Annotated in this window: 11 protein-coding genes; 6 read left to right on the top strand and 5 right to left on the bottom strand. The window is 32.7% G+C overall.

Annotated features, from left to right (window positions below):
- Positions 1–247 precede the first annotated feature (247 nt).
- The 3 genes from ACF91D_RS01485 to ACF91D_RS01475 form a co-directional block, all read right to left on the bottom strand.
- Positions 248–2,407 carry an RNA degradosome polyphosphate kinase gene (locus ACF91D_RS01485; RefSeq protein WP_039067386.1) on the bottom strand — a complete coding sequence of 720 codons (2,160 nt, stop codon included), beginning with the start codon at positions 2,405–2,407 and terminating at the stop codon, positions 248–250.
- Between the two features lie 68 nt (positions 2,408–2,475).
- Positions 2,476–4,005 carry an exopolyphosphatase gene (ppx, locus tag ACF91D_RS01480; RefSeq protein ID WP_327620767.1) on the bottom strand — a complete coding sequence of 510 codons (1,530 nt, stop codon included), beginning with the start codon at positions 4,003–4,005 and terminating at the stop codon, positions 2,476–2,478.
- Between the two features lie 233 nt (positions 4,006–4,238).
- On the bottom strand, positions 4,239–5,777 hold the full coding sequence (locus ACF91D_RS01475) for an AbgT family transporter (protein WP_039067384.1): 1,539 nt from the start codon (positions 5,775–5,777) through the stop codon (positions 4,239–4,241).
- 220 nt (positions 5,778–5,997) lie between these two features.
- Between ACF91D_RS01475 and ACF91D_RS01470 the strand changes: the two genes are divergently transcribed.
- On the top strand, positions 5,998–6,816 hold the full coding sequence (locus ACF91D_RS01470) for an SDR family oxidoreductase (protein WP_039067383.1): 819 nt from the start codon (positions 5,998–6,000) through the stop codon (positions 6,814–6,816).
- Between the two features lie 164 nt (positions 6,817–6,980).
- Here ACF91D_RS01470 and ACF91D_RS01465 read toward each other — a convergent pair whose 3' ends face one another.
- Positions 6,981–8,057 carry a M42 family metallopeptidase gene (locus tag ACF91D_RS01465; RefSeq protein ID WP_327620755.1) on the bottom strand — a complete coding sequence of 359 codons (1,077 nt, stop codon included), beginning with the start codon at positions 8,055–8,057 and terminating at the stop codon, positions 6,981–6,983.
- Between the two features lie 199 nt (positions 8,058–8,256).
- Between ACF91D_RS01465 and ACF91D_RS01460 the strand changes: the two genes are divergently transcribed.
- Positions 8,257–8,775: a thioredoxin domain-containing protein gene (locus tag ACF91D_RS01460; protein ID WP_039067381.1), complete on the top strand. Its 519-nt coding sequence runs from the start codon at positions 8,257–8,259 to the stop codon at positions 8,773–8,775.
- Positions 8,776–8,829: 54 nt separating this feature from the next.
- Here ACF91D_RS01460 and ACF91D_RS01455 read toward each other — a convergent pair whose 3' ends face one another.
- Complete coding sequence (locus ACF91D_RS01455; RefSeq protein ID WP_101049907.1) at positions 8,830–10,413, bottom strand: FMN-binding glutamate synthase family protein; 1,584 nt, start codon at positions 10,411–10,413, stop codon at positions 8,830–8,832.
- 186 nt (positions 10,414–10,599) lie between these two features.
- Here ACF91D_RS01455 and ACF91D_RS01450 point away from each other — a divergent pair, with 186 nt between their 5' ends.
- The 4 genes from ACF91D_RS01450 to ACF91D_RS01435 all read left to right on the top strand — a co-directional run bounded on the left by ACF91D_RS01450 (position 10,600) and on the right by ACF91D_RS01435 (position 14,391).
- Positions 10,600–11,376, top strand: a complete 777-nt coding sequence (locus ACF91D_RS01450) for a CPBP family intramembrane glutamic endopeptidase (protein ID WP_327620754.1) — start codon at positions 10,600–10,602, stop codon at positions 11,374–11,376.
- A 104-nt stretch (positions 11,377–11,480) separates the two neighbouring features.
- Positions 11,481–12,131, top strand: a complete 651-nt coding sequence (locus ACF91D_RS01445) for an ABC transporter ATP-binding protein (protein WP_039067376.1) — start codon at positions 11,481–11,483, stop codon at positions 12,129–12,131.
- Positions 12,128–12,901: an ABC transporter permease gene (locus ACF91D_RS01440; protein WP_327620753.1), complete on the top strand. Its 774-nt coding sequence runs from the start codon at positions 12,128–12,130 to the stop codon at positions 12,899–12,901. Before ACF91D_RS01445 ends, ACF91D_RS01440 begins: the two co-directional genes overlap by 4 nt.
- Positions 12,902–13,212: 311 nt before the next feature.
- A complete protein-coding gene (locus tag ACF91D_RS01435; protein WP_069792299.1) occupies positions 13,213–14,391 on the top strand; it encodes an MFS transporter in 1,179 nt (392 codons plus the stop codon).
- Positions 14,392–14,511: the final 120 nt, after the last annotated feature.

The raw sequence follows: 14,511 nt of genomic DNA, 5'->3' as shown, positions 1-14,511 counted from the left end.
TATATATTATGGTAGTGTTAATAAACAAATGCTCTTTCATTAACAATTATTGAATAAAATCGTTCATCGCGTATGTCAGTGAAATATAGGTAAAGTTAACAAACAGAAAAGAAGTGGAGCAGCCATCAAGGGTTAATTTGATTGCTGTTCCACTTCTTATAAGGTCACATAACGTCTAATATTCACTAATGCAACAATTTGAACGCTTTAGAGACGTGACTTTAAATCAAATCTTTATGTTAAGAATTTATTTTTTAAAAGATTTTCGTATCTTAGTAAACCAGCCTTTACGATTATTAGCTGAAATAACTTGAGGATGTGCAGATTTTTCTTGTAAAGATTCACCAAATTTTATAGCTTCATTCATAAGATAAGCTTGTGAATTTAATGGCGACAAATTATTTTCAATATAGTGATAATTGCCATGTTGATCTTGGTAACGTCCTTTTTGATTATCAGAAAGTTGAAGATTCATATAATCTAATAGACGGCTTGCGATCGCTTTATCTTCAACAGGGAACAAAATTTCTACACGTTTAATCATATTTCTCGTCATCGCATCTGCAGATGAAAGATAAATGTTATCTTCTCCATTATTATGGAAATAATAAATACGAGAATGTTCTAAAAAGCGTCCAACTATACTCACTACTTCAATATTTTCACTGATGCCCGGAACACCTGGTTTTAAGCAACAAATTCCACGAATAATAAGTTGCACTTTAACACCGGCACATGATGCTTCAAATAATTTGAGTATAATGTCTTTATCAGTTAAAGAGTTCATCTTCATAATAATTTTCCCATTACCATATTGTAGCTGCGCCTTGATTTCGTTATCTATACGCGCTAAAAAGACGTCACGGATATCAAATGGGGCAACAATTAATTTGTTATAAATTGGTTTTATTGAGTAACCGCTGAGATAGTTAAAGAAGTTAATTGCATCTTCAGCAATCTCATTGTTCGTAGTTATAATCCCCATATCAGTGTAAAGTTTAGCGGTTTTATCATTATAATTACCAGTTCCTAGATGTACAAAAGAAGTAAGTTTATTATTAATACGTTTAACTACTAGTGAAATTTTACTATGTGTTTTTAAATGTGTCATACCATAAATAACATGGCAACCAGCGTCTTCTAGCATTCTAGCCCAATGTACATTGTTTTCTTCATCGAAACGTGCTTTTAATTCTACAAGTACGGTAACTTGTTTACCGTTTTCTGCGGCATTTTTTAAGCTATTAATAATAGGTGAGTCTTTGCTGACACGATAAAGTGTCTGTTTAATGGCAATCGTATCAGGATCTTCAGATGCTTCACGTATAAAATCTACTATAGGTTCGAAAGATTCATAGGGATGATGAAAAAATATATCTCTTTTAAGAGAGAGATCAAAAATATTATTATCGCCTAAAGATTGTGGAATTTGTGGTACATATTTATTATATTTTAAGTGTTTTAATTTATTAGATAAATGACCAACTAAATCAGAAAGCATAGTTAAGTCAAGTGGTCCATCTAAGAAATAAACATCATTATCATGAACTTCTAATTGATTCATTATCCATATAATATCTTCATGTGTTGTATCTCTACCATCTACTTCTAAACGCACTGCTGTACCGCGTTTACGCTCTTTTAAGAAACGTTCAATTTCAATTAATAAATCTTCTGCACCGTCTTCATGGATGGTTAAATCTGCATTTCTTGTAATTCTAAAGGTAAAAGTATTTATGACATTAAACCCTGTGAACAAATCATTTATAAAATAAGTGATAATGTCTTCGACCATAATAATGTATTGTTTATCACCTTCATTCAGTGCGTAAAAACGTGGTATTAATGATGGGATTTGTACAATAGCAGAATTAATTTCATCAGGTGTATCTATATTTACAAAAATGTTTAAACTCTTATTATTTAATTTAGGAAAAGGATGGTAAGCATCGATACCTAATGGTGTCAAAGTAGGTAGTATACCAACTTTGAATTCTGTTTCAAGTTGTGCTAAAAGCGTTTCAGGTAACTTATGAGGTTTTACGATTTCTACTTGATACTGACGTAAATTATTGATTAATTCGTTATAAATTTCATACTGTAAATCAACGTTTTTTTTGTTTTTAATTTTAATCTGGTCTAGTTGTTCCTTTGGTGTTAATTGTGCTTTATTTTCTGGTTTATCATAGCCCATTTTGACTTGATCTTGTAGACCGGCTACTCGTACCATAAAAAATTCATCTAAATTTGAGCTAAATATAGAAACAAAGTTAAGCTGTTCTAATAAAGGGTTGTTTTTATCTTGTGCTTCTTGTAATACACGATAGTTAAAATCTAACCAACTTAGCTCTCTATTATTATAATATTGTGGTGAATTTAAATACTTATCTCCCAAATTTCTATGCATAACTGTTATTACACCTCATTAGTAGTCTTAGATACATATTTTGCTACACTTAATTTATCATAAGAATTTTAAGATTTTGTAAAGATTATAGAAATATTTTCCTTTAAGATTTTATCGATGTGTTTCTTTTGTCTATGCGCTTGGTATTCTTCAGCAATAGGTGCGCCATTATAATAAACGTAAAGGATGTACTCACCGTTTTCTTTTTTGAGATTTAAACGCTCAACAGCATTTGTATGAGAGATGTTGAGTGCATTGACGAACTTTATAATACCTCCTAAGTATTGGATATTATCTAACTCTTTACCACGAAGCCATTTTGTTTCATGACTAAAGAACTTTAACAGGGATTTATTTTTAAAACTTGCAAGCAACGCTAATTTGACACGATCTTCGTGTTTGAAGCCATCAATCATTGAGTTAGCAATAATATAATACGTGTGGGGCGAACTTGAATCAGCGTCGATAAATCTACCTAGGTAATACAAGTATGCGCCCTCAGCAAATAAAGATTTTTCTTTTGCTGAAACTTCAATTTTATCTAATTTAATTAATTGTTCTAAGAGTGATTGTGCTAATTTTACACGTTGGTTAGCACTAGCTTCTTCAATACCGTATTCATTTGCTAAATGATACAAGGCATCTGTTCTAATATTTTCTTTTTTAAATTCTTCTGGGTGACGTTCGCCAATGACATTCATGGCGTAGCCTTCACGAAGGCCTTTTCGAGAGAATGTAAATTGAGTGGCATCTATTTTATTAAATAGAGTATTAAAGACTGCTACGGCAGGCAGTATAATATCCACACGGTCTCTACTTAGTCCATCAATATCTTTTAAATCATCACGTGAACTCTTTTTAATGATTGTATATACTTCTTCAATGTTATCTTCAGACATTGTATAGTTGTGTACGCCACCGATAGGGTATGAGTGTTCAGACTGGTGTATACGTGCTACGTTACGAGCAGAACCTCCAATACCTACAAGTGCGACTTCTTGATTTTTTATCCATGGTAATTGATCAAATTGTTTAGATAAGAATTTTTCCATATCTTTAATTGCAGATTTGTCGTTATGGTCTTTGCCAGCAAAAAATTTACGTTGTAAAGTAACGACACCGAAAGGGAAACTGTGCGATTTTATTAGTTTTTTATCTTTAAAAAGTGTGACTTCTGTTGAGCCACCACCAATATCAACAGAAACGCCATCATTAATGTCTGTAGTATGTGTAATTGCATAAAAACCATAAAATGCTTCTTCTTGATCGTTTATGATTTTAATTTTGATATTAAGTTCTTTTTTTATTTTTTCGAGAATTTTATCTCTATTTGTTGATTGTCTGATTGCTGCAGTAGCTATAGGATGCAATGCATCGACTTCAAATTTATCAGCTACCTTTTTAAAGCTACTTAGTGTTTCAGTGAGTACTCCAATTCCCTCGTCGTTCATTGCCAAATCTTCAGTTAAATACTGGCTTAACCTTGCTGGCGTTTTAATATTTAATAATTCATTTAATCCAGTTTTTTTATCAAATTCGAAAATAACCAATCTAATGGTATTTGAGCCGATATCAATTAATCCTATACGTTCCATAATGCCTCCTAAAATATTAATGAGGTAATTTATATTGTTGTATTTTATTTACCCATTTCTTAAGTTTATATTACATTAAATATAATAATTTGTTACTAATTATTTTCATACTGCTCAATAGAAATTAATTTAAAATAAATCGTATATATTACAATACATAATATAAAACAGACAAATCCACCAGTCAGGTATCTAACAATGAGAGATTTATCTGTTATGTGCATAATTGTCATATATTATTTCATATTTAAAGGTCCCCCGGGTCCTAATGGCCAACCTAATAAATACCAAATAATCATAAACAATGGCCAAACAATACTTAAAATGATGGTATAAGGCATCAAACTTGAAAGTAAGGAACCTAATTTCATATTATTGTCATATTTTTGCGCATAAGATAATAGTAATGGCAAATATGGCATCATCGGAGTGATTGGATTACTGATAGAATCACCAATTCTATAAAGCATTTGTGTAAAAGCTGGATGAAACCCAACAAGCATTAACATTGGTATAAAAATAGGTGCTAAAATTCCCCATTTAGCGGATGCACTACCTATCAGTAAGTTAATGATCGCGCTTAATAAAATAATGCCTAAGATTAATACAATTCCATTTTGTCCTTGGAGTAATGAAGCTCCTTTGACTGCAATGATAACGCCTAGATTACTCCACTCTAAGAATGCTAGTAGTTGCGCTGCAAAGAATACTATAACAATAAAAGAACCCATCGATCCCATAGAATCAGCCAACATTTTACCTAGGTCTTTAGAATTTTGAAATGCTTTCATTTTAATTCCATATACTAAACCAGGTACTAAAAATAAGACTAAAATAATTAGACCGACACCATTAATAATTGGTGCATCGTTAAGTAAACTACCTGTTTTAGCATTTCTTAGAAAACTATTTTGTGGAATTGCTAAAACAATGAGTAAAGCAATCATTGCAAAGAAGCTTATGTTTGCCCAAAAAACTGCTTTATTTTCTTCAGGTGTTAATCCTGTATTTTCTTCGTCAACTTTAATATCTGAGTTGGATGTATCATATGTTCCGAGCCTAGGAATAACAAATCGCATGGTTACCCAATATACAGCTGGTAATAAAACAATAATACTGGCAGCTATGAAGTACCAATTCATTGCGACGTTTACGTGCACATTATCATCAACAATTTTTGCTGCAGGCTCTGTAAAAGCATAAAGTAAAGCATCAGACATACCAATCATGACATTAGCTGAGAAACCACCAAGTGCTGAGGCATAAGCCATGGCTAAACCAGCGATAGGGTGATAACCTAATTTAATAAAGACCATGGCAGTAAGTGGAGGTAACACGATAGTAGCGGCATCACCAGCAGCGTTACCTAAGATGCCAACTAATATAATTACAGGGACTATAATTTTCTTGGGGGCTTTGTGTACTACTTGTATCATCAATTTATCAAAATAGCCTGTTTTTTCCGATACACCTATTCCTAGCATGACAGCTAATACAAGACCTAGGGCAGGAAATTCAGAAAAATTCTTAACAGCATCATTCAAAATCATTGATAAGCCGTCGCTACTTAAAATGCTTTTAATTGCAATGGTATCACCTGTGCCAGGATGTTTAACTGTGATAGAGAAAAATGAAATAATCCAAGTTAATACGGCGAGACCTAAGCACATTAAGAAAAATAAAATACTAGGATCAGGTAATCTGTTACCAATCTTTTCTACTATATTTAAAAATCTATTGATAAGCGTTGGTTTTTCCTTTGAATTTAATGACATGGTCCTAACCTCCCAATTAAGTTGTCGAAAGTATAACAAATTAAAGATAATAATTAAATGAAAATTTTGAAAATTTAGAGTTGTATAAAGTTCAGATTTTGTAAACGTTTTAATTTAAAAGAACTAATAAATGAAGTTTTGTAGGCAATTAAAAAAGGAAGTACATAATTGAGATACGTTAAAAAATAAAGTGTATTTTAAAAAGGAGTCGTGAGTAACAATGGGAAGATTAGAAGATAAAGTAGCTGTATTAACAGGAGTGAGCACAGGTATTGGTGCAGCTACCGCGCATGTTTTAGCTAAAGAAGGTGCTCATGTCATAGCAGTAGATATCTCGGAAAAAGTACATGATACGGTTAAAGAAATTAATAATGCGGGGTATAAAGCTTCAGGTTACACTGTTGATGTTTCAGATGAACATGCAGTAGAACGATTTGCAGAAGCTATTAAAGAAAAATTTTCAACAATCGATGTACTCTTCAATAATGCAGGTGTTGATAATGCTGCTGGTAGGATACATGAATATCCTGTAGAAGTCTTCGATAAAATAATGGGAGTCGATCTTAGAGGTACCTTTTTAATGACTAAGTTTTTCTTACCATTAATGATGGATGAAGGTGGTTCTATTATTAACACTTCGTCATTCTCAGGTTTAGCTGCAGACTTAAATCGTTCTGGATATAATGCTGCAAAAGGTGGTGTGATTAATTTTACACGTTCAACTGCGATAGAATATGGACGTGAAAATATTAGAGCTAATGCGATTGCACCAGGTACTATTGAAACGCCGCTTGTTGATAAATTGACTGGTACTGCTGAAGAAGAATCTGGTAAAGCATTTAGAGAAAATCAAAAATGGGTCACTCCATTAGGCAGATTAGGAACTCCTGAAGAAATTGGGAAACTTGTTGCATTCTTAGCATCAGACGATAGTTCGTTTATTACTGGTGAAACGATTACCATTGATGGCGGTGTAATGGCCTATACATGGCCTGGTGAAATGTTAAGTGATGATAGTTGGAAAAACACGACTAAATAAAACAAGCAATTTTTAATAAGAAACAAAATAATTATATCAAGAAGCGAGGCTAAGACAATTAATTTGTCCCAGCCTCGCTTTATTAATGGCAGTAGCTTAAATTCACACTCTAGGTTTTGTATGTGTTGATTGTATTATATCTTTTAGCGTAGTGTGTAGAAATATTACCAAATAATTTCTTCTACAACGTCATCATTTAAAGATTTAACAATTTCAGTCACAAGTGCGACTGAATTTTTATAATCATCAGTGTGTAGTACTGACACGTTTGAATGCATATAACGTAATGCGACACCAATGGAAACAGTTGGTATACCTTCATTCGCAACGTGTATGCTACCAGCATCAGTACCGCCACCAGCTGTAGTATCTAATTGAATAGAAATGTTATGTTTCTTAGCTATTTCTTTAATATGTTTGGTAAAGCCGACATGTCCAATATTAGAAGCATCCATGATAATGACAACAGGTCCGTTGCCAATAGCTGTATCACTAACTTGCCCAGACATGCCGGGTGTATCGTATGCAATTGCAACGTCAACAGCGATTGCTAAGTCTGGTTTGATTTTATTAGCAGCAACTTTTGCCCCGCGTAAACCAACTTCTTCTTGTACATTTGCGCCAGCCACTAAATTAATATCGATAGCATCATTTTTTAATTGTTGTAAAACATCAACGGCAAGCGCGCATCCGTAGCGATTATCAAAAGCTTTTGCAGTTAAATATTTGTTGTTCGCTAATGTTTCAAATTCACTATACGGTGTAATCATATTTCCAATTTCTATACCGAATTGCTCGGCTTCTTTTTTACTTTTAACGCCGATATCGATAAACATTTCTTTCATATCAATTGTTTTTTTACGCTCTTCAGGTGATAGTACATGAGGTGGTTTAGAACCGATAATGCCTCTGATTTTCTTACCTTTGTCTGTTGTAACAGTAACTTTTTGTGACAACATGACTTGATTCCACCAACCGCCGATTGGAGTGAATTTTAAAAATCCATCATTATCAATTTTAGTAACGATGAAACCAATCTCATCTAAATGCCCAGCAACCATTAATGTTTTGTTACCATTTGTTGCGGATTTTTTACCAAAAATACCACCAAGGTTATCTTCTACAATTTCATCACTAACAGGTTTTAAATAATCATGCATTAAAGTTTTCACTTTCATTTCATGACCTGCGATGCCATCGACATCAGTTAAAGATTTTAATAGTTCTACTGATTGATTCATATTAACCCTCCCAAGTTTGATTTATAGATATATTTTACCATTTTAAGATTAATACCATATAGTCATTTGATTTAAATAAAAATTGATAAGAACTGCATAAATCTAAAAATAAATCTTACTAATTTACTAAGACTAAAAATGTGCAATAAATCAGGAATCATGTTTCAATAAATATAATAGGTAAATTGGAGGGGTTAAAATGACAAAAGTTAATCATCTTACATTAGGTTCAAATGAAGCGCCAATTCAAGTCGAATCTTTTATTAATTTTGCATGTCCATATTGTAAGAACTATTTTAGAGCTGCAGACAAGGCACTCAAACCATTTATTGAGGCAGGTAAAGTGCAACATGTGGTCAAACATTTTGATAAAACTAAGCAAGCCTTATTAAAAGGGACGGTTGCAAATATTCATTTAAATTATCAAAAAGTTGATGAAACGATAGAAATTATACGTGATTTATATGATACACAAGATGAATGGAAAAAGAGCTTTACTGCAATTGAAGATAAAATGACTCAAACACTTAATTTAACACCTAACAAAGAAGCAGATGAACGTTCACTAGCAATTAATGAAGAAACATTTGAGCGTGGTATTAAAGGCATCCCAACTGTATTTATTAATGAAGTTCAATTTGAGTTTAACCCATTAAAAGATGAACAGAGTGAAATAGAGGCATTGATTACAGACAAAATAACCCAATTAAGCAAATAAAATAAAAACACTATGACAAACAATTCGAAACGATTGTCATAGTGTTTTTATTTTCTATACATGTTCTATCAATTTTAATTTATAGTCTTGGATAGATTGAATACTACCATCTTTATTTTTAATAATAATATGCTCTTTAGTAATTTGTGTCGGTGATTCCACACCAACTGCAGCTGCGATATTAAATAAACCTTCATGCAAACTTGTTACAAAATTTGTGACACGGTATTTTTTCTCATCAATAATTAGGCCTTTTTCTCTTTTTGGGTCAGTAGTGGCAACGCCTACTGGACAAGTGTTCATATGACATTGTTGACTCATAATACAACCTACACTAATCATCATGCCACGAGCTATGTTGATTAAATCTGCACCTAGACCAAGTGCAATCGCAATCTTATCTGGTGTGATTAATTTGCCTGAAGCAAAGATTTTGATGCGATCTCGAATGCCGTACTTTTCAAGTAAAGAAGTAAGTATAGGCAGCGCTGTGAAAAGAGGTAAACCTACGCCATCTTCTAACTCTTGGAAAGTTGCACCAGTTCCTCCTTCTCCACCATCTATTGTTATAAAGTTTGGATATTGGTGTGTATCAACCATTGAGCGCACTAGGTCTTCTACCTCTGAGACCTTGCTAATTACTATTTTAAAGCCAACAGGTTTTTGACCAAGTTGTTGTAATTGATGTACCCAAGAAAGTAATGCAACCGGATTATCGATTTGATCAAAACGATTAGGTGAATTTATAGTTTTCCATGGCTCAACTTTACGAATTTCTGCAATTTCTTCAGTGACTTTATTTCCTTGCATATGGCCGCCCCTTGTTTTAGCGCCTTGAGCTAGTTTGATTTCAAAAGCTTTAATTCTTGATTGTCGTGATAAATGTGTAAAGGCGTCTATATCAAAATCACCTTGTTTATCACGGACCCCGAATAGACCAGGCCCGATTTGGAAAATAATATCTACATCACCAGAAAGATGGTGTTTTGATAGTCCACCTTCTCCTGTATTCATCCATGTACCAGCTTGTCCCAAACCTTTAGAAAGGGCAGTAATAGCATGACTGCCTAATGCCCCGTAACTCATACCAGATTGTCCGACTAAACGTTTTAGTTTGAAAGGTTGTTCAAGCTCTGGTCCGAGTATAATTTGATTATCGTCTGATAAATAGTAAGGGTCGATTTCTGTTTTTATTCTATGCTCGTCACGATCAAATAGACGTTCATTATCTATTTGATAAATAAAAGAAGATATCATAGGTGATTGATCGATGTGTAATTCTGAGGATTGTAATGGAAACATAGTATTTTGAATATAAAAACCATCTTCATAATCGCGTTGAGTACCAAAACTTGTCATTCTGGAATTATATTTGCCTGCTAAAACGATATTAGTGAAATCATTTCTAGAAAAAGGTTTACCTTTAGTATCAGCCAAAAAGAGATATTGACGTAATTCAGGCCCTATTTTCTCACCAAAATAACGTATTCTAGCTAATAAAGGATAATTACGTAATACGCTATGTTGTTTTTGGCGTTTATCTTTAAATAGTAATAGTGCACCTACAATAAGCCCACTTAATAAAAATAAAACAATGATTATATTAACAATAAACTGTAGTACGGTTAATATTGTCATAAAACATCCCCCCATATAACTATATGTTACAACAAAATGATCATTTTACAATAAAATAGCTAAAGAAAAAGCCACTTAATATTAAAGTTCTAAACAATGAAATGATATAGAAAAATTTATAAAATATATATAAGTGATTTGAATCATGATATATTTGCAATATATAAATATAAAGGAAGGTGTCTTATGGATGAGGAATCAATGTTAAAAAGCACGAAGCAATTACAAGAAAAAAACAAATGGCAGAGTAAGCATATTATGAAAAGAGATTTCTGGCTTATTCCTTTTTATATACTATTCAATCAAGTTGTACCTTTAATTGTCTTAGCTGTAATATTTGGCGTTTCTTTTTTATTTAATATTAAAAATGCAGTTGCAGACAATGATTATAGGATTGTAAGTACCGTAATCTCTGAAATTATTATTTTGCTAAGTTTTTATTTAATCCATAAGAAGCATCGATTAGTACCGATTGCGATGAATCGTTTTAAGAAAAGTAAACAATATTTATTAATGATTTTGGCTACTTATATCGTTTCAATTGTATTAATTACTGGGTATGAATGGGCGACGGATTTTTTGCCTAAATCACTTCAATATGGCGATACTCAAAATCAAATGTTATTAGAAGAGTTGTTTGATAATAATTGGATGTTACCACTATTATTTATAGATATAGTCATTTTAACGTCTTTTATTGAAGAATTAATATTTAGGCATTTAATAATTCATGAATTAGGTAAAAAAATAACCTATGGTTTTGCTACGGTTCTATCAGTAATCCTTTTTGCATGTATACATGTTATGGGAGCCACGTCTCCTTTTGAAATAGGAAGTTATATTATAATTGGTGCCAGTCTTGCCTTTGTTTATCTAAAAAGTGGCATGAATTTGGCCGTTTCTATCACGCTGCATAGTTTAAATAATTTTATATCATTTATAACGATTGTTATTTTAAAATAACTTTTAATCAGGTAGTGTTAAGTTATATTTTCTTAGAAATTGGTTATTTATATCATGTGTTAGGGAATAATGATGAATAAAGCAAATCTTAGGGAGGCTGTAGCATGTTAGAACTGAAAAATGTTTCATATCATGTTGATAAACGTGACATCATCAACAATATTTCTTTGAAAATTGAACAAGGAGAAACCATTGCGATTGTAGGCCCTTCAGGGAGTGGGAAAAGTACACTAATGCGTTTGATTAATAATTTAATCAGCCCTACAGAAGGGGAAATCTATTTAAATGGTAAGCCTTATGAGCAAATTAGCCCAGAAACATTGCGTATGAAAATTAGTTATTTGTTACAGGAAAGCGACTTGTTTGATAGAACTATAGGAGAAAATTTAGCTTTTCCAGCAGAAGTACGCAATGAGAAATTTGACCGTAAAAGAGCAAAATATTTATTGAAAACAGTTGGTTTGGGCCATTACAATTTTAATACAAGAGTAGATCATTTATCCGGTGGTGAAAGACAGAGAATAACAATAGCAAGACAATTGATGTACAAACCACAGATGTTGTTGTTAGATGAAGCGACTAGTGCACTAGATAAGCAAAATAGTGAAAAAATTGAAAAACTAATTTTTAATATGGCCAAAGAAGGAGTCTCAATTTTGTGGATTACACATAGTAATGAACAAAGTAGTAGGCATTTCAAGAAAAGGATTAAAATCGTTGAAGGTCGGATTGAACAGGAGGATGATTTATCATGAGTACAACTGCGTTAGCATTAACCGGTCTTCTGTTACTATTCCCTATCATTGTCTCTTATAAAGAAAAATTACATATCATTAAAGATTTATTAATTGCTACATTACGTGCAGTAGTACAACTTGTTATTTTGGGATATCTCTTACATTTTATTTTTGGAGTGAATCAAAAGTGGTTACTGCTTACATTTGTATTGATAATTATTGTAAACGCTTCTTGGAATACAATAAGTAGGGCATCACCAGTAATGCATCATGTGTATTGGATTTCATTTATAGCTATATTCGTTGGTGTTGCCTTGCCATTAGTTGGAGTAATCCTGACTGGTGCGATACAGTTCAAACCCAATGAAGTTATACCAATTGCAGGTATGTTGGGAAGTAATGGTTTGATAGCCATCAACTTGGCTTATCAAAATTTAGATAAAGAATTTGTAAAAGAAATGAGTCAAATAGAAGCTAAATTAGCTTTAGGTGCAAACCCTAAATTGTCCTCTAAGGCAACAATTAGGAACAGCATTAAAACAGCGATTGTACCGACGATTGATTCTGTAAAAACATATGGTATCGTCTCTATACCTGGTATGATGACAGGATTGATATTAGGTGGCGTTGCACCATTAGAAGCAGTGAAGTTTCAGTTAATGGTTGTATTTATCCATACAACTGCGACGATTATGTCAGCTTTAATTGCGACATACTTAAGCTATAAACAATTCTTTAATCATCGAGATCAACTGATTGGGCGTCATCTACATACGGAAGATAGATAATATGTAATCGAGTTATGATGACTTATTTAACTTCATATTTAAAATATTTGTGGATATTTAGTGACTCATGTAAATTATAGTGGTATATATTCGGTTTATAATTGAGTCGCAGTACCAACAAAGCTACGTGTTTTGTTGGTATTTTTTGAGTGTATCTCTAGAAATTGTTGAATTTAAGTGTTTCAAAGACAAATAACCATCATAACACCATACAACTACTATCATTTTAAAATGTTCAAACGTATTGACGTATGGTTTATAATATAATGGTTATGTAAAAATAAAAATTTATAAAAGAGAGGAGTGAATCTATGTCAGTGATGAGAATCGCAACATTCATTTTAAGTATATTTATTGTAGGTATGGTTGAAATGATGGTTGCTGGGATTATGAATCTAATGAGTAATGATTTACATGTCTCAGAAGCGATAGTAGGTCAGTTAGTGACACTGTATGCGATCACTTTTGCTATAGCAGGTCCAATCTTAGTAAAATTAACTAATCGCTTTTCACCGAGGCCAGTCTTGTTATGGGCGTTACTAACTTTTATTATAGGGAATGTAATAATTGCTATGGCGCCTAATTTTTCAATCTTAGTATTTGGACGTATATTATCATCAGCTGCGGCAGCGTTAATCGTGGTGAAAATATTAGCATTAACGGCTTTATTAACAGCTCCACAGCATCGTGGGAAAATGATTGGTATTGTTTATTCAGGTTTTAGTGGTGCTAATGTATTTGGTGTACCTATTGGGACAATTATAGGTGACTTAGTAGGATGGAGATATACATTCTTATTTATTGTCGCAGTCAGCGTGCTAGTCGGTATACTAATGTACTTCTACGTACCACAACCGCAATTTCAAACACCTAAAACAGGTACAGAAACAACGCAACGTGCAAGTAGTTATTCTAAAATATTAAGACCGGCAGAAATTGTAAAATATTTGAGTATAACGTTTTTACTACTCGTTGCCAATTCAGTGACATTTATTTATATTAATCCGTTGATGCTGAAAAGTGGCCATGATTTATCATTTGTGTCTATCGCATTGTTGATTAATGGTGTAGCAGGCGTAATAGGTACATCAATGGGTGGGTTCTTATCAGATAAACTCACAAGTAAACGTTGGTTAACGATTGCGACAACTATTTTTATTATTATGATGTTAATCTTAAATGTCTTCTTACCGGGCACAGGTCTATTATTGATGGTTATCTTTATTTGGAATATCATGCAGTGGAGTACAAATCCAGCTGTACAAAGTGGTATCATTGAACATGTAGAGGGTGATACGAGCCAAGTTATGAGTTGGAACATGTCTAGTTTAAACGCAGGAATTGGTATAGGTGGCATAGTAGGTGGCTTAGTTGTTTCAAAAGTAGACGTTTTTGCAACAACTTACTTTAGTGCCGCGATTGCCTTATTAGCCTTTATATTAATCATTAGTTTAAAAAACGTGGCGAAATATAACAAAGTTCAAGCGTGATGTTATATGATAACATGTGAAAATTACTTAGCATAAAGCCAATATTTTATATAAATAATGGGGGCAGCTTCCGACATATCAAGTAAAACTTGGTATCGGGTAGCTGTCCCCATTTTAAGC

The organism is Staphylococcus sp. 231237_7MaSpsaltlick, from assembly GCF_043107035.1.
Note: the sequence above shows the minus strand (reverse complement) of the source record. Positions and strands in the feature narration are given on the sequence as shown.

Bases quoted from the DNA above. Each gene is read 5' to 3' on its own strand.
- ACF91D_RS01470 (WP_039067383.1), top strand. From the start codon at position 5,998: ATGGGAAGATTAGAAGATAAAGTAGCTGTATTAACAGGAGTGAGCACA.
- ACF91D_RS01445 (WP_039067376.1), top strand. From the start codon at position 11,481: ATGTTAGAACTGAAAAATGTTTCATATCATGTTGATAAACGTGACATC.
- ACF91D_RS01455 (WP_101049907.1), bottom strand. From the start codon at position 10,413: ATGACAATATTAACCGTACTACAGTTTATTGTTAATATAATCATTGTT.
- ACF91D_RS01435 (WP_069792299.1), top strand. From the start codon at position 13,213: ATGTCAGTGATGAGAATCGCAACATTCATTTTAAGTATATTTATTGTA.
- ACF91D_RS01485 (WP_039067386.1), bottom strand. From the start codon at position 2,407: ATGCATAGAAATTTGGGAGATAAGTATTTAAATTCACCACAATATTAT.
- ACF91D_RS01475 (WP_039067384.1), bottom strand. From the start codon at position 5,777: ATGTCATTAAATTCAAAGGAAAAACCAACGCTTATCAATAGATTTTTA.
- ACF91D_RS01460 (WP_039067381.1), top strand. From the start codon at position 8,257: ATGACAAAAGTTAATCATCTTACATTAGGTTCAAATGAAGCGCCAATT.
- ACF91D_RS01465 (WP_327620755.1), bottom strand. From the start codon at position 8,057: ATGAATCAATCAGTAGAACTATTAAAATCTTTAACTGATGTCGATGGC.
- ACF91D_RS01450 (WP_327620754.1), top strand. From the start codon at position 10,600: ATGGATGAGGAATCAATGTTAAAAAGCACGAAGCAATTACAAGAAAAA.
- ACF91D_RS01440 (WP_327620753.1), top strand. From the start codon at position 12,128: ATGAGTACAACTGCGTTAGCATTAACCGGTCTTCTGTTACTATTCCCT.